Origin of the sequence: Bartonella sp. AA18HLJMS (assembly GCF_042197245.1) — a bacterium.
Taxonomy (GTDB): Bacteria; Pseudomonadota; Alphaproteobacteria; order Rhizobiales; family Rhizobiaceae; genus Bartonella.
Map to the genome: position 1 here is coordinate 91899 of NZ_JBHIRP010000001.1, position 21907 is coordinate 113805.

Sequence of the window (21907 nt, forward strand, 5' to 3'; positions counted from 1 at the left end):
CTGCTACGCTTCTATCAACACAGCACCATCAGCTGACAACTGCTGGAAAAAAGCCTCTATTTTATGATTGTCCTCATCACTTGTCCCTCCTTCTAACGTCGCTTGAATCTGCAAAATCTGCTGTTCTAATACATCAAAAGAAAGATTCTCTACAGCTACAACGTGCTCTACCAATAAAGAGCAGCCTGAAAAGGTAATATTTGCAACACCCCCGCATACAACAAATAATTTTTCACCCACAGAGGTGCGAACACGAACACTGCCCAACACAATACTTGCCACCAATGGCGCATGATGCGCCATAACTGTCAAATAACCTGAGGCTGAAGGAAGAACAACAGACACTACCTGCTCTGAAAACACAATTTTTTCAGGCGATACAAGCTCAAATAAAAAATGCTCTTCTCTATTGTTTTCCACAAAAGTCTCCAAAATACCCGATATAAGGACTCTCCGTTTTCTCCAACGACTCGTCCTTTTTAACGAAAAATACCCATGACAGTTTTCTCTTGAATAAGAAGCTTCTTACTAAGAAGCCTCTGCCATGAGACGCTTTCCTTTTTCAAGTGCTTCATCAATCGAACCAACCATATAAAAAGCAGCTTCTGGCAAATCATCGTAATCGCCAGCACAAAGCCCCTTAAAGCCTTTGATTGTCTCTTCCAAAGGAACGAGTTTCCCCGGCGAACCAGTAAAGGCTTCCGCAACATGGAAAGGTTGCGAAAGGAAACGTTCAATTTTACGTGCCCGCCCCACCAGCAATTTGTCATCTTCAGAAAGTTCATCCATTCCAAGAATAGCAATAATATCCTGAAGCGCTCTATAACGTTGTAAAATGGTTTGCACTTGACAAGCAACCGTGTAATGCTCTTCCCCCACAATCAATGGATCCAACATACGCGAGAAAGAGTCAAGCGGATCAACCGCTGGATAAATCCCCTTTTCCGCAATAGAGCGCGAAAGAACAGTTGTTGCATCCAAATGAGCAAAAGACGCTGCCGGCGCCGGATCCGTCAAGTCATCTGCCGGAACATAAATTGCCTGAACGGAAGTAATAGAGCCTGTTTTTGTACTGGTAATACGTTCTTGCAACGCCCCCATATCTGTTGCCAAAGTCGGCTGATACCCAACAGCAGAAGGAATACGCCCTAAAAGAGCAGATACCTCAGCTCCTGCTTGCGTGAAACGGAAAATATTATCCACAAAGAAGAGAACATCTTGTCCTTCATCACGGAAACTTTCTGCAATTGTCAATCCTGAAAGAGCCACACGCGCACGCGCTCCTGGTGGTTCATTCATTTGCCCGTAAACAAGGGCACACTTTGACCCTTCCGTTGAACCATTATTCTCTTTTGGATTCACATTCACGCGGCTTTCGATCATTTCATAATAAAGATCATTTCCTTCACGTGTACGTTCTCCCACACCAGCAAATACAGAATAGCCACCATGTGCCTTTGCAATATTGTTTATAAGCTCCATAATGAGAACGGTTTTTCCAACACCAGCACCACCAAACAAGCCAATTTTACCCCCTTTAGAATAAGGGGCTAACAAATCCACGACTTTAATACCGGTTACGAGAATTTCCGAAACAGTCGATTGTTCAACATATTCAGGTGCCTCTTGGTGAATAGAACGTGTTTTGGTTGAAGCGATTGGTCCCACATTATCCACCGGTTCCCCAATCACATTCATAATACGTCCCAACGTTGCTTCTCCTACAGGAACGCTAATTTGTGTGCCTGTATCCACAACCTTTTGGCCCCGCATCAAACCATCAGTCGTATCCATAGCAATCGTACGCACAGTATTTTCACCCAAATGCTGCGCAACTTCTAATACCAAGCGATTGCCTAAATTCTCTGTTTCCAAAGCGTTGAGAATTTTTGGCAATTCACCTTCAAATTGCACATCAACGACAGCACCAATAATCTGCTTGATTTCACCAACAGCGCCTTTTGCATGCTCTTCTTTTTTTGCGGATGTATCTTTTTTTACAGGTGTATCTTTAGCTGCATCACGCGCAGGTACAGAGGAAGCCTTTACATCCACTTGAGATTTCGAAGCGGCTTTTTTCACGCTGGAACGAGCAGCTGGTTTCTTTTTTTCACCTTTTTCTGTTCCTTTGCTTGAGGTTACTGCTTTTACCATCAATCTTTACCTTCTCCATTTAAAGCGCTTCAGCGCCCGCAATAATTTCGATCAATTCTGTCGTAATCTGTGCTTGACGTTGACGATTATAAGCCACCGTCAATTTACTAATCATTTCACCCGCATTGCGCGATGCATTATCCATAGCTGTCATCTTGGCGCCCATTTCACCAGCAACATTTTCTAGCAAAGCCCGAAAGATTTGCACCGAAAGATTACGTGGTACAAGGGCCTCTAAAAGAGACGCAGCATCAGGTTCATATTCATAAACAATCGATTGTGAACCTTTGTTATGATCGGTTTGCTCCACAATATCTATTGCCCCAACAGCTGCTTTTGGAGCAACCATTGGAATCAAATCCAAGGCTGTTGGACGCTGATTAATTACGGAAACAAATTCAGAATAAAACAGCGTACAAACATCGAAAGCACCTTCATTGAATAAATCAACAATCCGTTGACTAATCATCACTGCCTCTGCAAAACCAATTCGCTTTACAGCATGCAAATCGATATGATCAATTATCAAGCCTTTGTAATCACGCGATAAAATATCCGCGCCTTTTTTACCCACAGTGATAATTTTTACTATTTTATCAGTCGCCAACAATGCCTTAATCTGTTCACGTGCACGACGAGCAATTTGCACGTTAAAAGCACCACACAAACCGCGCTCAGCAGTACACACCACCAAAAGATGCACATCATCGCGCCCCGTACCACGCATAAGAGTAGGCGCATCAACACCATCTACATCAGCAGCAACACTGGTCAAAATATCAGCCATTCTCTTCGCATAAGGGCGTGCAGACTGCGCTGCCTCTTGAGCACGATGCAACCTTGCCGCTGCAACCATTTGCATAGCTTTGGTAATCTTTTGTGTTGCTTTAACCGAAGCGATACGGTCTCTAAGATCTTTTAGTGAAGCCATTCAAGCATTCCATCAATTCATCACGAGAAATTTTTCGCATAAGTATCAAGAACAGTTATCAACTTATCTTTCAGCTCATCTGTTATTTGCTTTTGCTCAGCAATTGCCTTTAAGAGATCTTGATAATCACTACGCAACAGCACTAAAAGTCCCTGCTCAAACCGCGCAACATCAGAAACCGCCAAAGCATCAAGATAGCCATTCACACCCGCAAAAATAACCACCACCTGTTCTTCTGTTTTGAGTGGAGAAAATTGCGGCTGCTTCAACAGCTCTGTCAAACGCGCACCCCGATTTAACAGACGCTGGGTTGACGCATCCAAATCAGAGCCAAACTGCGCAAAAGCTGCCATTTCACGATATTGCGCCAATTCACCTTTAATCGAGCCAGCAACTTGCTTCATTGCCTTAATTTGTGCAGCAGAACCAACACGTGATACAGAAAGACCAACATTTACAGCAGGACGAATTCCTTGATAAAACAAATTAGTCTCTAGAAAAATTTGCCCATCAGTAATCGAAATCACATTTGTAGGAATATAGGCAGAAACATCATTTGCTTGCGTTTCAATAACTGGCAAAGCTGTCAACGACCCAGATCCATTTTCCGCATTCAACTTCGCAGCCCGCTCTAAAAGACGCGAGTGCAGATAGAAAACATCTCCCGGATAAGCTTCACGACCTGGAGGACGACGCAATAAAAGAGACATTTGACGATACGCCACCGCCTGTTTTGACAAGTCATCATAACCAATCAAAGCATGTTGCCCATTATCACGGAAATACTCACCCATAGCACACCCAGCAAGAGGTGCAATAAATTGCAGTGGTGCTGGATCAGAAGCAGTCGCTGCAACAATAATAGAATATTCCAGCGCTCCACGTTCTTCTAAAACTTTAACGAACTGTGCCACCGTCGAACGTTTTTGACCGATAGCCACATAAATACAATAAACTTTATCTTGCTCTCGTCCAGCCCCTTTTTCATGAAAAGGTTTTTGGTTTAAAAATGTATCGAGCAAAATTGCTGTTTTTCCTGTTTGGCGATCACCAATCACCAATTCACGCTGCCCCCGTCCAATAGGGATGAGTGCGTCAATCGCTTTCAATCCGGTCGACATCGGTTCATGGACAGACTGACGCGGAATAATTCCAGGAGCCTTAACATCGACACGACGACGCTCTGTTGCTTTAATGGGCCCCTTACCATCGATAGGGTTTCCCAACGCATCAACCACACGCCCCAACAAAGCGGGACCCACAGGAACATCGACGATAGCACCTAACCGCTTTACACAATCACCTTCACGAATATCACGATCTGAGCCAAAAATGACCACACCAACATTATCAACTTCCAAATTGAGTGCCATACCACGCACACCGTTTGGAAAGGCGACCATTTCCCCTGCTTGGACATTATCCAAACCATAAACGCGAGCAATACCATCCCCTACAGAGAGAACCCAACCAATTTCTGAAACCTCAGCCTTTTGGTCAAAGTTTTTGATTTGCTCTTTTAGAATTTTTGAAATTTCAGATGGTCTAATATCCATCAGCTGACCTCTTTTTTCAATGCAAGCTTAAGTGAAGACAATTTTGTGAGAAGAGACGTATCAATTTGAGACGACCCCACACGAACGATTAATCCACCAAGAATTGTTGGATCCACAATGATGTGCAGCAAGACTTTTCCTCCAACAACACCTTCCAAAGCCTCACACAACTCTTGTCTTTGTTGAGAACTTAAGGGGCGCGCAGAAACAATTTGCGCAGTAACCTGCCTACGAGCGCGTGCAACACAATGCTGGAAAGCACGTAAAATACCAAATACGGCACTAAGCCTACGGTTTGTTGCAATAACGCGTAAAAAATTACCAATGACCTGCCCTGCGTTTTTATCAGCAAATTTGATGTTTGCACAAACAGATTGCATCACCTTAATTTGCTCTTTAACTGAAAAGAATGGACTAAGCACAAAGCGTTTTAAATCCTTATGCTCCAAAACAAGTAAAAGATCCTCTACTGCCTTTTCAACCTTTTCAACGTTTCCGGCTTCTTGAACGCAATCAAAAAGCGCTTGCGCATAGCGTTGATCTACCAACGGCAGCGGTATGAGAGAAAATGAATCCGACACGAAATACCGCCTCTTTCCCTTGAGCGACTCTCTGATAGTTATCAGATGAAATGAAACAGACATTCTCAATCTTAAGAATCTTTTTCTTAAAACCTAGAACAAAAATCACTTGGTTTCTAGCATAGACATAGCCGACTCGCAACACCACAAATCGCTGCTTTTTAAAAATTTTAATAAAATATTCAAAATATTTTTGAAAAGCATTTTTTTTAGATATACAGGATGGCATCACAGTTTTTTTATGCCTCTTTTTGACATTCTCTGAGCGATTTTTTCACTCTCTTTGATTTTTCTTCAAATGCCCTTGCCACCAAACGCTCTTGTCACCATAAAAAAACACTCCCTTTATCACCACAAGACCTTTAATGAGATGCAGCTGCGATTGAAAAAGTCTATTATTTCAAACTGATAAGAAAGAAAAAACAATGAATATCCTCCTAAAAATTAAAGAAAACATTGCTCTTTTTTCTTCAAATACCCACTCCTTTTAAAAAATTTCACCAAGTAATATTTTCTTGTAAGCACACTCTTTAAATATACAAAACATTGATTTATAATGATAATATATCATTTTTCATACCGGATAAGCTTCAAATATCGACAAATTCTCTCTTTTCAAATTTTTTTATCAAAATCACGCCCTTCATTAAGCCCGCGTAGCTTCACTTTATATGGCACTATATTGCACTGATTTTAGAAGAAACATAGATCAATATCAATTTGAACGCGAATAGAATTGGGTATTTTGGGTGTACAACTAAGCATTTTCAGCCCTTATAATCCGCCTATCAAAAGAATACTGTCCCTCATACAAAAAAGAAGTAAAAGCCGAAATGATAGTGCCCTCGAAGAAGAGAGGCCCTTCTGCTGGTTCTATAACAAAGATATTTTTTCCCGTGGCTCCACTTAATGCAATGGACATGTATCATATTTTGCTGCCTAGATGCTTATTCTGAATAATATAAGAGTTCAAGTAAAGCACCTTAAGCAAAGAGACCTTCACTTTATGCGATACTGGTTTTAGAAAAAACTTTGCGGATCAATATCAATTTGAACCCGAACGGAACTGGGCATTTTGGGTGTACCGCTAAGCATTGCACGTATAAACCCTTGTATATCAAAAGAACGCTGTCCTTGCAGCAAAAGCCGAAAACGATAACGCCCCCGAACCAAAGCCAAAGGCGCTTCTGCTGGTCCCATAACCGAGATATTTTTTTCCCGTGGCGCTGCCTGACGCAATGCGCGCGCATAATATTCTGCTGCTTGGCGCTGTTGTGCAGACACAATCAAAGAGGCAAGCCGCCCATAGGGGGGCAAATGATAATGCTGACGCGCTGCAATCTCACGTGTGTAAAAATCTTCTGGCTGGCATGCAAGTAAGGCTTTGATGACCGGATGATCTGGTTGATAAGTTTGCAATAATCCTAAACTTTTCAATCCCACACGCCCTGCTCTTCCGGTAACTTGAGAAAGCAGCTGATAGGTACGTTCACTTGCGCGTAAATCGCCATTGGCAAGACCAAGATCAGCATCAATAACACCAACCAGAGAGAGCTTGGGAAAATGATGTCCTTTAGCGACCAACTGTGTTCCAATAATAATGTCCACATCGCCATTGGCAATGGCTTGTAATTCGCTTCGCAACTTCCCAATCCCTCCTTTGAGATCTGTTGAAAGGATCAATGATCGCGCTTGAGGAAAAAGCATTTGTGTTTCTTCGGCAATTCTTTCCACACCTGGTCCGCAAGCCACAAGATGATCTAAGGTTCCGCATTCAGGACAGGCTTCAGGAAGTGGTTCATGATATCCACAATGATGACATTTCAGTTGCCCTTGCGCACGATGTTCTACCAACCAACTTGAACAATCGGTACAATGAAAACGATGTCCGCAAATTCGGCATAAAGTCAAAGGTGCATAACCACGACGATTAAGAAAAAGAAGAGCTTGTTCGCCCTTATCAAGCGTTTGTTTTAAAGCCCTTTCAAGAGCAAAGGAAATAAAGCGCCCCTTTTGCACCCCCCCTTGGCGCATATCAACCACCCGCAACTGTGGAAGTGCAGCTTCTTTAAAACGGGAAGGTAAATGCACCTTTTGATAACGCCCTTTTAAAACATTGGCTTGGCTTTCAATCGACGGTGTGGCTGAAGATAAAATAACAGGAAAATGCTCAAAAGAGCCCCGTGCAACAGCCATATCACGCGCATGATAAAAAATGCGCTCTTCTTGTTTATAAGCGCTATCGTGCTCTTCATCGACAACAATCAAGCCAAGCTCATGAAAGGGAAGAAAAAGTGCTGAACGAGCCCCCGCAACGACACGCACCCGCCCTTCTGCAACTTGCCGCCAGACGCGTTCTCTACGACGTGGCGTCAAATCAGAATGCCATTCTGCTGCCACAGCGCCAAAACGTGCATAAAAACGATCTAAAAACTGCTGTGTTAAAGCAATTTCCGGCAATAAAATTAAAACCTGCTTGCCCCCTTTGAAAGCTTGAGCGACCGCTTCAAAATAAACTTCTGTCTTTCCTGATCCCGTAACACCATCAAGCAAAAAAACTTGAAACTGAGAAGATAAAACACCTTCCCGCAATAATGTTGCTGCTTCACTTTGCGCTCCCTGCAACTGAGGGGGACAAAAATCAGGATCAGGCATTGCCACAAGATCAGGAGCAGGAACCTTAACATCTTCAAAAATTCCTAGCGCTTTTAAACCTTCAACAACAGAAACCGAAGTTCCAGCCGCATGTGCCAGACCAGAACCTGTCCATATCTTCTCATTACGCACCAATTCCAAAACCCGTGACCGCGCTGGTGTGAGACGTTCTACATTTCCACCACAATATCGCAAACCCAGCATCTGCGCTTCCGGCTCTAAAGCAGCCGGTACCGACAAAACCAATCGTGCTACAAGACCAAAAGGTGCCATTGTATAGCGACTAACAAAACGCAAAAATGTGATCATTTCTGCCTTTAATGGGGGACAATCAAAAACATGAAGAAGAAAGCGTAATTTTTCACGCGCCACAGGAGCAGACTTTTGCCCATCGGCTGTCTGCTCTCCAACATCCACAACAAAACCGCAAAGCTCACGCCCCATCAACGGAACCCGAACAAAGGAACCAACGTTCACCTCCATAGAAGATGGAACTTTATAACTATAAGCGTGAGCAACAGGAAGAGGAACCAATACGGATACAATCTTTTCCTCTATCATGTTTGAATTCATCTTTTAAACCAATCTACGACCTATTGAGCACCAACAGGCCTAAACCTTAATCTTTAAACACTCTTATAAAATTCATTGCAGGATTCAATCCCCCCGATTACAACACTTTTCTAACAAAAATTCTTTTTAATACTCATTTCATCACCAAAGTGCCAGTAAAAGAACCAATCTCATCGTCTATAACAAAAAACTCTATAGCAAAAAAACCAGCGCCATTCTTTTGTGTAAATAAAGCGCATCACTATTAAGCATTCAACATGCTATCGGTTAAGTGCATCCTTCAACAAAGCGATCCCATAGTGTGACCTCTTCCCAACACACACGTTTATTTTTTTACCGCCTCATATCTCAATTTATCTTCAACAAACTGATTTATAAAGATATAATCATCATTTTACCTATTGTAATAAAACCCTCAATACGATGAATTTTTCTCATTTCAACCCCATCGAGGAACATTTGTAAATCCTTATTGATGTAAAGAGTATCCCATGATTTTAATTATAGGGAGAATAATATTGCAAATGGAGCCGTTACAATATTCACCTTGGCTTTGTGCCAAAACGTGAAAACACGTGTATACATCTTTCAGCTTGATTGAGAATCAAGCAACAATACAAGCAGCACAAAAGCGTATTGTTGAAGAATGGAGAACACAGAATAAATCAATGTAATTGACCATAAAAAACCCTTCATGCGTAAAATTTTACAGGCGTTCTTCAACAGTGTTTTACGACAAAATAAATCCATCCGCTTTCATCAAAAACAAAGTTAAACATACCCCCTAAAAAAGGAAGGTATCTTATGATGCACTCTCAAATATCAAGAGCAATCGCAAATAGGAAATGAGCAAAGTGTTTGATAATGCTAGCTTATTTCCATAAATATAAAAACACCGCTACGCAAAGATGCCAATACGCAAAAATGTTGGTACGCAATGAATTCTATGCCTTATCACGAGCAACACTATGAAATAGGTGTGGAAACGATAAATCATATTTCTTTACCGAAAACGGGTACATGATTAACACCATAGCATTCTTGTTCTTTACACAGATATTAATTCTTTCTCTTGCTTTTGCAGTCAACAATAGCGCATAACAAAAAATAGGATAAAGCTAAAAAGAAGAGGTTAGAGATGAAATTTTTTGTGGATAGCGCCAATATTGAAGAAATTCAAGAGTTACAGAATTTAAGCCTTGTTGATGGTGTCACAACCAATCCCTCTCTTATCCTAAAATCAGGACGCAATATTCTTGATGTTACAAAAGAAATTTGTGCTCTCGTTAGCGGACCTGTTTCTGCTGAAGTTGCAGCAACAGAATTTGAAAACATGATGAAAGAAGCAGCTGTTTTAGCAAAGGTTGCCGACAATATTTGTATCAAGCTTCCTTTAACACTCGATGGATTAAAAGCCTGTAAAGCCCTCACAGCAGCAGGACTAAAAACAAATCTCACACTTTGTTTTTCTGCCAATCAAGCCTTATTAGCCGCCAAAGCAGGCGCAACATTCGTTTCACCTTTTATTGGTAGACTTGATGATTGTGGAAATGATGGAAGTGAACTGCTTCATGAAATTCGCACAATTTATGATAACTATAACTTTGAAACACAAATCTTGGCCGCTTCAATCCGCACCGTTAATCATGTCAAAGAAGCAGCACTCAGTGGTGCTGACATTGCAACAGTTCCACCAGCAATCTTAAAAGCACTGGTCAAACACCCTCTCACCGACAAAGGGTTGCAAATATTCCTCGACGACTGGAAAAAAACAGGACAAAATATTGCTTAATATCTAGAATTTTTATTGGAAAGATCTTTTGAAAGTAACAAAAAGATCTGTTCAGCCAACTCTTCCGCAACACGTTTTTTTGCATCTTCTTCTGCTTGCAGCGTTGCATATTCTTGACGAAGTCGCTCAAAAGATGCATTCATCATTGCTGTTCCTTTTGCAACAAGAGTATTTTTCATATCCTGCAAAGTGTAAGAAGCTCTGCTCATAACAGTTCCAACAGAAGGTCGTCCCTTTCTCTTTTTCTCGAAATCAACCTCTATCTGCATCGATTCTCTGGTAAAGACGGATATCTGCAATGCCAATTGATAAGCAGGTAGAGAAGGTTTAGCACCATTTCCATACAAAAGAAATAGAAGATGATTGCGCACCATTTGTCCAAAACGATCCGAAGGTTCTTCCACAACAATAGAAGCAAGCTTTTGCGCTAATCCCAAAGAAGCTTGTCCAGAAGCAGGATTCCCATAAGAAGCAGAATCCATTGTCATTGCACTCTGCAACTCTTGACGGTAAAGCGGTTCAACTTTGCATCCACACAACAGTGTGAATACACCAGCTAAAATGACAAGAATAGAACTTCTAAAAAACGACATTCACAATCCTTTGTGGAACAACAATGATTTTTTTCACAGGCTTTTCAATCAGCTGCGCCTTTACAAAATCTAACGCCAAAACCGCTTCTTTAATCATCACCTCATCAGCAGTTGCTGCAACGCTCACCTCACCACGTTTTTTACCATTAATTTGTACTGGCAAAGTATAGCATTCCGCAACGGTTAACGTGGGATCATAAATAGGCCAAGCAAGCGCAGATATTAAATTTTTTCCCCCTAAAGCAGCATGACATTCTTCTGCTAAATGGGGCATCATGGGTGCAATCATAGCAAGAAAAAAATCCATAGCTTGACGTAAAGAAGCTTTCATTTCATCGTCAACACTTTCTATCCTATTTAACAACGGCGCCATAATATTCAAGAATTCATAAAGGCGTGCAATAGCCCGATTAAAAGCGAATTTTTCCAAATCATCTTCTACAGCGCAAAGCGTGCGATGTGCGACCTTTGAGAGTTCCAAAGCCGCTCCCTGATGCCCTGCACAAGGCGCCACATCCTTTAAAATAGAAGCACTCACAGCCACATGGCGCCAAACACGCTGTACAAAGCGATGTGCACCTTCAACACCAGATTCTGTCCAAATGACATCCCGCTCGGGAGGAGAATCTGACAACACAAACCAACGCACAGTATCAGCGCCATAAGATGCAATAATATCATCAGGATCAACGACATTCTTTTTTGATTTTGACATTTTCTCAATCAAACCAATCGTCACTTCACTTTGATCGGTTAATTTATAAGCACACCGCTTTCCATCTTTTTCAACAATCGAAATTTCTGCTGGAGAAACCCACCCTTTACCATCTCGATAGGTTTCATGCACCACCATACCTTGGGTAAAAAGCCCCTTAAAAGGCTCATCTACCGTCACATGACCGACCAATTTCATAGCACGCATAAAAAAGCGTGCATAAAGAAGATGCAAAATGGCATGCTCAATTCCACCAATATATTGTTGCACAGGCAACCATTCAGCTGTTGCTTGTTTGTCAACAGGTCCCTGCGCAAAAGGAGCCGTAAAGCGTGCATAATACCAAGAAGAGTCAACAAATGTATCCATGGTATCGGTTTCGCGTTTGGCAGGTTGACCACAGGAAGGACAAGTAACATTCTGCCATGTTTCATGTCGTGCAAGAGGATTTCCTGGTTGATCAAAAGTAACATCATCAGGCAACACAACCGGTAAATTAGCACGTGGAACAGGAACAACCCCACAAGTTGTACAATGGATCATCGGAATGGGGCACCCCCAATAACGTTGACGCGAAATCCCCCAATCACGCAAACGAAATTGCACTGTTTTCTTCCCTTGCGGTTGCCCATTGAGCATTTGTTTTTCAAGCTTTTTAGCAGCTTCTTCAAAAGCTTGTCGGGGTGTCAAACCATCCAAAAAACTAGAATTGATCATCACCCCATCACCCGTATAAGGTGTTTCAGTAATAACAAAATCTTCTGCTTGCTCTCCTTTTGGCAAAACCACGGGTTTTATTGGAAGATCATATTTACGCGCAAAATCGAAATCTCTCTGATCATGAGCTGGACAACCAAAAACAACCCCTGTTCCATAATCCATAAGCACAAAATTCGCGATATAAACGGGAATATGTACTGTTGAATCGAAAGGATGAACAGCCAAAAGGGGCGTGAGAAACCCTTGTTTTTCAGCTGTTTCAAGTGCTGCCGTTGTCGTTCCACCACACCGACAATTTTCAATAAAAGCACTCAACGCTTTGTCTTTTTTTGCCAAAGCTTGTGCAATAGGATGATCAACAGACAGAGCCAAAAAGGAAGCGCCAAACAGTGTATCAGGACGCGTTGAATAACAAACAACCTCATCAAATTTCTCACAAACATCATCAGCATCACCCGCCGACTTTAAAGCCCAACGAATCAGCAAACCTTGTGATTTTCCAATCCAATTTTTTTGCATGGTGCGAACTTTTTCCGGCCATTGGTTCAGCTCTTCAAGCCCTGCCAAGAGATCTTCACTAAAGTCGCTAATTTTGAAAAACCACTGCGTCAACTCACGTTGTTCCACCAACGCACCAGAACGCCATCCCCGCCCATCAACAACCTGTTCATTGGCCAAAACAGTATGATCAACAGGATCCCAATTCACCTTAGCCACTTTACGTGCTACCAACCCCTTTTGATAGAAATCAAGGAACAACATTTGTTGGCGGTGGTAATATTCCACATCACAAGTCGCAAATTCCCGAGTCCAATCTATCGAGAGCCCTAATTGCTTTAATTGCCCACGCATCACCGCAATATTTTGATAAGTCCAAGTTTTAGGGTGCACTTTATTTTGCATAGCAGCATTTTCAGCCGGCATCCCAAAAGCGTCCCACCCCATGGGATGAAGGACATTAAACCCCTTGGCGCGTTTATAGCGTGCAACCACATCCCCCATGGCATAATTGCGCACATGCCCCATGTGAATGCGCCCAGAAGGGTAAGGAAACATCTCTAAAACATAATATTTTTCACGAGCATCTTCTTGGACAGTCTGAAAAATTTTCTTTTCATCCCAAATTTCTTGCCATTTTTTTTCTCTCGCACGTGGATTATAGCGTTCGCCTATCTTATAATGCTCAATCGTCATTCCCATTATACTCTTTTAATAAAACTGAACCAAAAAACTTGTTTTATTATGCTTGACCATGGATTAACCTCATCGTCAACATTTTCGTGAAATATTTCCCTAAGTATTTTATAAAACTTTAAAAAAAACGACCAACTCTTGAACAAAAAAGGTAAAGCACAAAAACATGAATACACAAACGCCCCTCGATGCCCCTTCCATTGAAGCATGGCAAAACCTTCAAAAAGACATTGCTGAAACATGTCAAGAGTTACAACGCCCTGTAGAAGAAATTGAACTTATCGCTGTTTCAAAAACTGTTTCTGCTATTGATATACGACCCCTTTTGCAAGCAGGCCAATCTTTGTTTGCAGAAAACCGCGTACAAGAAGCAGCACAAAAATGGCTCGGGTTACGTCAACAATTTGAAAATATTAAACTCCATCTCATCGGTCCCCTACAATCGAATAAAGCCGCTGAAGCTGTCAAACTTTTTGATGTCATCCAAACGGTTGATCGTGAAAAAATAGCCAAAGTTTTGATGGAAGAAATGCAAAAGCAAAAAAGGCATCTTCCCTGCTATGTTCAAGTCAATATTGGCTTAGAACCGCAAAAAAGTGGTATCGCACCACAAGAAGTGATCCCTTTTGTTTCTCAATGCAAAAACAATTATGGACTTGATATCATCGGACTTATGGGCATTCCCCCTGTCGACGAAAACCCCGGCCCCTATTTCGCGCTCTTAGCAAAATTAGCAAAACAAGCAGGTCTTCCAAAGCTTTCCATGGGTATGTCCAGTGACTTCAAAACCGCTCTACAGTTTGGCTCTAATGTCCTTCGCATTGGCTCCGCTTTATTTGGAAAACGCCCTGTGTAAAGCAATTTCCCCTCATATAAATTCCCATTGAAAATTCTACGAACAAGCCAAAAACAGCAGAAATGAGAAAAAATATTTCCTTCAATATCAATAAAAGAGCAATTCTAGCAAAAAAGATTTCAGTCCTTCTTTCATCCTGTTAGCAAAATAAGCAAAAAAGCTGGTCTTCTCAAATTTCTCACCGGCACATCCACAACACATACAATAGCTTCAAGATAGCATTGCAATTTTGCTCTCATATTATCGCACATTGCTTCTACTTTACTCCCCTCTGACCGCCTCTCCAGCAAAAGCAACATAAAAAATAAATCCTTATATAAAAGCAAAATGATAAGAGGGGCGTTGAGCATGAATGAAAAAACTGTCGCAAAATCACTAATAGCAAAAGAATATTGAATACGATTATCGCAATGATTTTCATTGAAAATCACGCATTCTCTTAACTTCTCCAACATGCGTAAACAATTTCCCCGCATGCCAATGGCGTAAAGCAGGCAAAAGAGGCTTATGGCTGCATAATACAGTAACAAAACTCTTTCATGTAAGTCACTTGAGCAAAATAAACATCTCAAATACCCAATAGAGCACCAAGAGCCGCGCTAAACAACATGCTAGCAATCTATAAGATCAACGATAGCATAGAGGCTTTCCATGCTCTACAAAGCATAAAATACGGTTAATATTCGCCTGAAAAATAAAAGAACGAATCCCATGCATATGCGCATAATACATGTAGGCAAAACAATGGCAATGAGATCGATCCCAATAACGATATTTCTTTATCATTATTTCTTTATCTTTCTCGTAAACAAAGAGAAAAACTTCAACTTTTCATATGCGCAATTTTTCTGATTTTAAACTTTAATTAAGAAAAACCATGGGGTATTTCTTATATTTTAAAATATTGTAAATAATATTATTATCTTTTTAAGAAAAATATTAATATATACATAACATATATATGATTTATATAGTATTTTTATTTCCATTTTTAAAATTTATCTTTGACAATGATCTAAAATACGTAATAACCATTTGAAATGTATCATTGTGATACTACTTTTAATGTGGATAATTAAGGAGAATTAATATGTTTGGTTCATTCAACACATTCGGTCATATGGCGACAAAGATATCTCTGAAGTTAAATAATTTTGTAAGTATATTTGTAAGAATATACCAAAATTAAATATCTACATCTGTGCATAAAATAATTTTCAGAGATATCTATTGTGGATCACATCTTATAATCAGGATTTTTTTATAATGAATATTTGTTATGAAATCGTAAGAATGTTTTGTATTCTCATTGTCTTTATCCCTATATATGCTATTGGTTTTTAAAAGTGGTAGTTACAGTTGGAAAGTAAATATAAAATAAACTTTATATACAGTAATTCTTTTCATTATTTCTGATATTTTGGTTTAATTAATTATTAATAAACTTATTCTTTTTTAAATAAGGGAATACAAAATAAAAAACATTTAAAGCGATAATCAATAAAGCACCTTCATCTCCCTTTTTATATGATATTTTTTAGTGCCTTTGTGCGTTTATAAAAAGCTCTATACCGCAATAGTCTTTGCCATATTTGAATATCCTAAAAGCATAAAATACCTTTTTAAGAAAAACGTATCAGATTTAAAAATTGACTATTCTAATCTTTGTCATTTAGTCTAACCTCATAATGAAAAGCTTTTGGGAAAACTCTGCCACAAATATAACCATACAAAAATACAGAGGCAGATTTTTCCAAACAATAAAAAGAGGGAAACATGACTGAAAAAATTTATCCAATATCAGAAGAGATCAAAAAAAATACTTTACTCGATGAGGAAACTTATCAACAATGGTATCGAGAAAGCATCAATGATCCAGAAAGCTTCTGGGCCAAACATGGTCAACGCATTGAATGGTTTAAACCTTTTACAAAAGTAAAAAACACTTCTTTTAACGGAGATGTCTCCATTCAATGGTACGAAGATGGGATAACAAATGTTACCTATAATTGCATTGATCGCCACCTGAAAACCCATGGAGACAAAATCGCGCTCATTTGGGAAGGAGATAATCCTTATCATGATAAAAAAATAACCTATAACGAGCTTTATGAACATGTTTGTCGTTTTGCTAATCTTTTGAAAAGTCGTGGCATTAAGAAAGGCGATAAAGTAACCATTTATCTTCCTATGATTCCCGAAGCAGCCTATGCCATGCTTGCTTGTGCTCGCATTGGAGCTATTCATTCGGTTATTTTTGCTGGCTTTTCTGCTGAAGCAATAGCAGGACGCCTTGTCGATTGTGAATCAACCTTTATGATTACCGCTGATCACGGCTTGCGTGGCGGCAAACGGATCAACTTAAAAGACAACGTTGACCATGCTATTGAGATAGCAGCACGCCAAAACGTGCAGGTGGACCAAGTCATGGTTATACGGCGGACTTGTGGACCCATTCAATGGGTAGAGGGGCGTGATTTTTGGTACCACGAAGAGATAGCTCATACCAAAACAGCTTGTCCAGCAGAACCAATGAATGCTGAAGATCCACTTTTTATTCTTTATACTTCAGGCTCAACCGGCAAACCTAAAGGTGTTTTGCATACCACAGCGGGCTATCTTGTTTTTGCCTCGATGACTCACCAATATGTTTTTGATTACCACCCCAATGAAGTTTACTGGTGCACAGCTGATATTGGGTGGATTACCGGTCATTCTTACTTGGTTTATGGACCTTTATGCAATGGTGCGACCACTTTAATGTTTGAAGGCACACCAACCTTTCCTGACAAAGGCAGATTCTGGGAAATTGTCGACAAGCATCAAGTCAATACACTCTATACCGCACCAACAGCTATCCGCGCCTTAATGGGAGCAGGAAATTCGTTTGTTGAACACTCAAACAGGACGTCGTTACGTCTTTTAGGAACGGTAGGCGAACCTATTAACCCAGAAGCATGGGAATGGTTTTATCATACAGTTGGAAATGACCGTTGTCCGATTCTCGATACATGGTGGCAAACAGAAACAGGAGGGCATATGATCACACCCTTGCCTGGTGCAACCCCCCTTAAAGCAGGATCAGCCACACGTCCTTTTTTTGGTGTTCAACCCCAAATTGTTGATGCCCAAGGCAATATTTTAGAAGGTGAAGCAGAAGGCAATCTTTGTATCAGTGATTCATGGCCAGGACAAATGCGCACGCTTTATAAAGATCATGAGCGCTTTATTCAAACTTATTTTTCCTCCTATAAAGGAAGATATTTTACAGGCGATGGTTGTAGGCGCGATAGTGACGGCTATTACTGGATTACAGGGCGGGTTGATGACATTCTCAATGTCTCGGGGCACAGGTTAGGAACTGCTGAAATTGAATCAGCCCTTGTTTCTCATCCCGCTGTATCAGAAGCAGCCATTGTGGGTTACCCGCATCCCATTAAAGGACAAGGAATTTATAGTTTTGTGACCCTCATGGAAGGAACAGCGCCAAGTGAAGAATTGCAAAAAGACCTTATCAAGCATGTGAGACAAGAAATAGGTTCTATTGCCATATTGGATAAAATTCAGTTTGCTCCACAGCTTCCCAAAACGCGATCAGGGAAAATTATGAGACGTATTTTACGAAAAATCGCTGAAAACGATTTTGATACTCTCGGAGATATTTCAACCCTTGCCGAACCGCAAGTTGTTGAAGATCTGATTGCCAACCGACAAAACTAAAAAACACGACGCAATACAACATACGGTGGTTTTTGTTTTTTTGCTAAAATTATCTCAGCATTATTACGAAAACCACTGAGGAGAATAAAAAACAAAACAATTCATGAGAAGCTCAATCATTCTAACAACAAACGCTTTTTTTCATAACAGGTAAGAAATAATTTAAGCAAAAACCTCAGGATTGGGATACGAACAAGAATAAGAAAGTAAGATAAAAAGAGCAACATAGCTTTTTAAAATCACCCAATGTCCACTCAGTGCAAAAAAACCTCTGAGTAAGAAGGAAAAATAGTTCTGATGTTTATGCTAGAATCCCTTTGAAATTCCTGCTAAAATCATAAATAAGGCTAAAAAAAGAAAGTATAAGTGATAATATTCTTGAGCAAAAATATTTATCTATAACGAGGGTGTATAAAAAATATTGAAAACCATGAAATCTAAAATAAACAAGCTTACAACAAAAATCTAAAGCAATGAAAGTAAGAGTTTTTAGAATAAATGATGCAATATAAAATCAGGAGTAATAATAAAAAGTGATTCATTTTGAAAATGTCGGCCTACGCTATGGAATGGGCCCTGAGGTCCTTCGTGATATTAGCTTTCATATTCCTCCTGGATCATTTCAATTTCTCACAGGTGCCTCTGGAGCAGGGAAAACGTCGCTGATGCGTCTTATGTTTTTGGCACTCAAACCCACCCGCGGTCATATTGATCTCTTTGGAACAGACACAGCATTACTCAAACGACAAGAGCTCCCTGCGCTGCGACAACGTATCGGGGTGGTTTTTCAAGATTTTCGTTTACTCGACCACATGACCACTTATGAAAATGTCTCCTTACCTTTACGCATTAAAGGACAAGAAGAAGCAACCTATCGCAGTGAAGTGGAAGATCTTCTCTGTTGGGTAGGTCTTGGAGATCATATTCATGTTTTACCACCGGTTCTTTCCGGTGGGGAAAAACAAAGGGTAGCCATTGCACGCGCACTCATTGATCAACCTGAAATTCTACTTGCCGATGAACCCACCGGAAATGTCGATCCGCCCTTGGCAAAACGCCTACTGCGTTTGTTTATTGAATTAAATCGTTTTGGAACAGCTGTTATCATTGCTACCCATGATATTGCCTTAATGGAACAAGTTGCAGCACGACGTATGCTTCTCCATAACGGACGGATGACGATTCATGAATAAGTCTTTCCCCATTTTTACAAGCAATAAAAAAAATACAACAGCGATTATTCCCAGTGGTAATATTTCTGGAAAAGCATTAGTTGCCGTGATTGCTATTATGACATTTCTTTCAAGCCTCACCTTAATCGGTGTTGATTTGGTCCAACGTGCCGCCCAAAATTGGAGTAATCAGATTAGCTATGAAGCAACAATACAAATACGCCCCATTGACAATGTTGATATCAACAAAGCACTCCGTGATGCCGTACAATTGGTTAAAACATTTTCTGGTGTACAAGATGCAAAAATTGTTGACCAAAAAGCTACAGAAAAGTTACTGGAGCCATGGCTTGGAACAGGCTTCAATGTCAATGAACTACCCCTTCCCCGCCTCATCATTGTGACCCTGAATGGGGATGAAAAAATCAATTTTTCAGCCATTAATCACGCCATTAAAACCCAAATTCCAGGAGGTCAATTTGATGATCACCGTGTTTGGGTTCATCGTTTTGCGACCATGGCACACACCACTGTTTTCATTGGTTTTTCAATTTTAGCATTGGTTTTAGGCTCTCTTATCCTCACCATCATTTTTGCCACCCGCAATGCATTGGCAGAAAATACACATATTATCAATGTCTTATATTTCCTTGGTACTGAAACTCTTTTCATTGCGCGCCAATTTGACTGGCATTTTTTTAAAACTGCGCTGCGTGGTGCTTTATATGGTGGTCTTACAAGCATATTTCTGTTTTCAGCCTTTTGCTTCTGGACGAATTATAACTTGGGAAGAGTAGAAGCTAGCCAAGTAACAGCTTTGTTTGGACATCTTTCCATAAGTTCCATCCCCTACGGAAAAATCACTCTGCTTATTATTTTCGTTTCTTTTCTCACCACCCTTACCAACCGCATGACTATTTTAGCGCAACTGAAAAAAATCGATCAATGTGAAAACGGTTTATTTTAATTTTATGACTCACAACAGCCCCAACTCATTGATGCAAAAAAATTTAGAACGTCCTCTTCCAAAACGGCCCCACTATAATAGTTGGTCTCCCTGCTTTTTATTTCGCTATTTTCCACCGACAACCCTTACTCTTTCAATCATTGTTTTCATTTTCTGGAGCGGTTTTATCATTTTTTCTGAAAAAACTGAACGACTTTCTCCCCCAACACCTCTCCCCAAAGCGGATGCCATTATCGTGCTTACAGGTGGAGAAAACCGAATAGAGACAGGACTTAATCTCTTACAAAGGGGGTTTGGTTCACGTCTCCTCATCAGTGGCGTAAACACCACAACCAATCTGAAAAGTCTCATGCACAACATGCATATTACCCCACGGCTTATCTCCTGTTGTATTGACATTGGGCATCAAGCGATTAACACCAGAGGAAACGCCGAAGAAAGCGCCGCTTGGATCAAAAAACACCACTATAGAACCCTTTATATCGTCACCCATGATTACCATGTGTGGCGCTCAATGCGAGAACTTAAATATTTAATGCCTGATATCCATTTCATTGCCTATCCTGTTAAAAAGAACAATGCTGAAAGCGCAATACAACAGATCAATCAAATCCGCATTCTTATATTCCAATATATTAAAACGCTCCAAGTCTATATCAGAACCGCATTCTAATCTTTATCCTTCTGACTTTTTAAAAACCTTGCCACCCACGAACCGCTTCATACCCTTCCACACGAGTTGCCTCTATAAAAGCTCGACAGAGCTTACCCTCATACAACGCAGAACATCCCAATGCACGTGTCACTGTATTTGCACGTTCACCCAAAACATCTCTTACATCCCAAACATATCTCACAGCGCGGATCTGTACATACCATCCCAATATATAAGCTCTTGTAAATAGAGCCCCCAGACAGCCATAAGATTTCCAGACTTGTCATAAAAATCTATTTATACCACTGTCTTACCCTTCATAAAAAATGCAAACCGCCTCACCCTATATTTTGCCACCCCCCAAGTATTACGATAGCTCTTAAACCTCTTGGGATGATTGGTAAGAGGCATGCATTACCCCTTTCTTAAACACGAACATACCAACCTTGTATGACATGCAAAAAAATAATTTTAATAGATTTAAAATAAGAAAATTTATAATAGTTAGATTTCTCATTCAACAGAGAGAAGGTTAAACTATCATTATAAATCAATACATTAGAAACAATCTCTTCATTATACAAAGCGTCTTCATAAGAGCATTTTAGATCACAGATAGGAATAAGCTCAAAACGCACACCGCGACAAATACCCTACGTTTTTTATCGCAATCTTTTTTGAAATCATTTCGCTCTCTAAGATCACCTTTTGTCTGGTTTCATCCCCAAAAAGAACGAAAATTTTTAAACTCTATTGATCTGTAAACAATAATAACTCAGCTTCTTGTCTAACGCGTTCCACCTGCTCACTTCAATATCAGAACACCTCAAAAGACAGATTTCATGAGAATTTTCATTTCCTCTCAACATCTCAAAAGGCGACGATTCTTATTAGCAACGATTTGTAAACAATCCACTTTCTCTGGACAGGTTCCACTCAGCTTCCCCATTTATATGGTTTACTCACATAAAGCTAGACAAGAAAACCCTGCCTGAGAATATTCATCACTACCGCTAAAGCTCATGCGTCATAATTTTAGCGACCTCACTGCCTAAGGTGCTTTATCACATACA

Annotated in this window: 16 protein-coding genes; 6 read left to right on the forward strand and 10 right to left on the reverse strand. The window is 40.3% G+C overall.

From position 1 onward, the window contains the following. Positions 1-3 precede the first annotated feature (3 nt). The 6 genes from atpC to ACFINW_RS00440 form a co-directional block, all read right to left on the reverse strand. Entirely contained in the window at positions 4-420 is a 417-nt protein-coding gene (atpC, locus tag ACFINW_RS00415; protein WP_375611725.1) for an ATP synthase F1 subunit epsilon, read from the reverse strand. Between the two features lie 108 nt (positions 421-528). Further along, on the reverse strand, positions 529-2154 hold the full coding sequence (gene atpD / locus ACFINW_RS00420; RefSeq protein WP_375613176.1) for a F0F1 ATP synthase subunit beta: 1626 nt from the start codon (positions 2152-2154) through the stop codon (positions 529-531). A 19-nt stretch (positions 2155-2173) separates the two neighbouring features. Beyond that, the gene (locus ACFINW_RS00425; protein WP_375613175.1) at positions 2174-3085 is read right to left on the reverse strand and encodes a F0F1 ATP synthase subunit gamma; all 912 of its coding nucleotides are present in this window, start codon (positions 3083-3085) and stop codon (positions 2174-2176) included. A 20-nt stretch (positions 3086-3105) separates the two neighbouring features. Continuing rightward, positions 3106-4641 (reverse strand): F0F1 ATP synthase subunit alpha, encoded by a 1536-nt coding sequence (gene atpA / locus ACFINW_RS00430; protein WP_273790513.1) that lies wholly within the window; start codon positions 4639-4641, stop codon positions 3106-3108. Next, positions 4641-5222: an ATP synthase F1 subunit delta gene (gene atpH / locus ACFINW_RS00435; protein WP_375621019.1), complete on the reverse strand. Its 582-nt coding sequence runs from the start codon at positions 5220-5222 to the stop codon at positions 4641-4643. The genes atpA and atpH overlap by 1 nt, the downstream gene beginning before the upstream one ends. Positions 5223-6242: 1020 nt before the next feature. Continuing rightward, on the reverse strand, positions 6243-8438 hold the full coding sequence (locus ACFINW_RS00440; RefSeq protein WP_375621020.1) for a primosomal protein N': 2196 nt from the start codon (positions 8436-8438) through the stop codon (positions 6243-6245). Positions 8439-9588: 1150 nt separating this feature from the next. Between ACFINW_RS00440 and fsa the strand changes: the two genes are divergently transcribed. Then, complete coding sequence (fsa, locus tag ACFINW_RS00445) at positions 9589-10242, forward strand: fructose-6-phosphate aldolase (protein WP_375621021.1); 654 nt, start codon at positions 9589-9591, stop codon at positions 10240-10242. Here the strand turns inward: fsa and lptE are convergent. Continuing rightward, positions 10239-10835: an LPS assembly lipoprotein LptE gene (gene lptE / locus ACFINW_RS00450; protein ID WP_375621022.1), complete on the reverse strand. Its 597-nt coding sequence runs from the start codon at positions 10833-10835 to the stop codon at positions 10239-10241. The genes fsa and lptE overlap by 4 nt on opposite strands. Further along, a complete protein-coding gene (gene leuS / locus ACFINW_RS00455) occupies positions 10822-13464 on the reverse strand; it encodes a leucine--tRNA ligase (RefSeq protein WP_375621052.1) in 2643 nt (880 codons plus the stop codon). Before leuS ends, lptE begins: the two co-directional genes overlap by 14 nt. Positions 13465-13630: 166 nt before the next feature. Here leuS and ACFINW_RS00460 point away from each other — a divergent pair, with 166 nt between their 5' ends. Further along, positions 13631-14320 (forward strand): YggS family pyridoxal phosphate-dependent enzyme, encoded by a 690-nt coding sequence (locus ACFINW_RS00460; RefSeq protein WP_375621023.1) that lies wholly within the window; start codon positions 13631-13633, stop codon positions 14318-14320. 131 nt (positions 14321-14451) lie between these two features. On the opposite strand, the gene ACFINW_RS00465 is transcribed toward ACFINW_RS00460, so the two are convergent. Further along, on the reverse strand, positions 14452-14775 hold the full coding sequence (locus ACFINW_RS00465) for a hypothetical protein (protein WP_375621024.1): 324 nt from the start codon (positions 14773-14775) through the stop codon (positions 14452-14454). Positions 14776-16096: 1321 nt separating this feature from the next. On the opposite strand from ACFINW_RS00465, the gene acs reads away from it, so the two are divergent. The 4 genes from acs (at position 16097) to ACFINW_RS00485 (ending at position 20852) form a co-directional block, all read left to right on the forward strand. Next, positions 16097-18040: an acetate--CoA ligase gene (gene acs, locus ACFINW_RS00470; RefSeq protein ID WP_375673641.1), complete on the forward strand. Its 1944-nt coding sequence runs from the start codon at positions 16097-16099 to the stop codon at positions 18038-18040. 533 nt (positions 18041-18573) lie between these two features. Then, positions 18574-19233, forward strand: a complete 660-nt coding sequence (ftsE, locus tag ACFINW_RS00475) for a cell division ATP-binding protein FtsE (RefSeq protein ID WP_273723097.1) — start codon at positions 18574-18576, stop codon at positions 19231-19233. Beyond that, positions 19226-20179: a cell division protein FtsX gene (locus ACFINW_RS00480; RefSeq protein WP_375652466.1), complete on the forward strand. Its 954-nt coding sequence runs from the start codon at positions 19226-19228 to the stop codon at positions 20177-20179. Before ftsE ends, ACFINW_RS00480 begins: the two co-directional genes overlap by 8 nt. A 4-nt stretch (positions 20180-20183) precedes the next feature. Next, positions 20184-20852 (forward strand): YdcF family protein, encoded by a 669-nt coding sequence (locus tag ACFINW_RS00485; protein ID WP_375621027.1) that lies wholly within the window; start codon positions 20184-20186, stop codon positions 20850-20852. Between the two features lie 19 nt (positions 20853-20871). Here the strand turns inward: ACFINW_RS00485 and ACFINW_RS00490 are convergent, their stop codons facing one another. Next, positions 20872-21006 carry a hypothetical protein gene (locus ACFINW_RS00490; RefSeq protein ID WP_375611713.1) on the reverse strand — a complete coding sequence of 45 codons (135 nt, stop codon included), beginning with the start codon at positions 21004-21006 and terminating at the stop codon, positions 20872-20874. Between the last annotated feature and the right edge of the window lie 901 nt (positions 21007-21907).

Bases quoted from the DNA above. Each gene is read 5' to 3' on its own strand.
- ACFINW_RS00425 (WP_375613175.1), bottom strand. From the start codon at position 3,085: ATGGCTTCACTAAAAGATCTTAGAGACCGTATCGCTTCGGTTAAAGCA.
- ACFINW_RS00460 (WP_375621023.1), top strand. From the start codon at position 13,631: ATGAATACACAAACGCCCCTCGATGCCCCTTCCATTGAAGCATGGCAA.
- acs (WP_375673641.1), top strand. From the start codon at position 16,097: ATGACTGAAAAAATTTATCCAATATCAGAAGAGATCAAAAAAAATACT.
- ACFINW_RS00440 (WP_375621020.1), bottom strand. From the start codon at position 8,438: ATGATAGAGGAAAAGATTGTATCCGTATTGGTTCCTCTTCCTGTTGCT.
- ACFINW_RS00485 (WP_375621027.1), top strand. From the start codon at position 20,184: ATGACTCACAACAGCCCCAACTCATTGATGCAAAAAAATTTAGAACGT.
- leuS (WP_375621052.1), bottom strand. From the start codon at position 13,464: ATGACGATTGAGCATTATAAGATAGGCGAACGCTATAATCCACGTGCG.
- lptE (WP_375621022.1), bottom strand. From the start codon at position 10,835: ATGTCGTTTTTTAGAAGTTCTATTCTTGTCATTTTAGCTGGTGTATTC.
- fsa (WP_375621021.1), top strand. From the start codon at position 9,589: ATGAAATTTTTTGTGGATAGCGCCAATATTGAAGAAATTCAAGAGTTA.
- ACFINW_RS00480 (WP_375652466.1), top strand. From the start codon at position 19,226: ATGAATAAGTCTTTCCCCATTTTTACAAGCAATAAAAAAAATACAACA.
- atpA (WP_273790513.1), bottom strand. From the start codon at position 4,641: ATGGATATTAGACCATCTGAAATTTCAAAAATTCTAAAAGAGCAAATC.
- ACFINW_RS00465 (WP_375621024.1), bottom strand. From the start codon at position 14,775: ATGTTGGAGAAGTTAAGAGAATGCGTGATTTTCAATGAAAATCATTGC.
- atpD (WP_375613176.1), bottom strand. From the start codon at position 2,154: ATGGTAAAAGCAGTAACCTCAAGCAAAGGAACAGAAAAAGGTGAAAAA.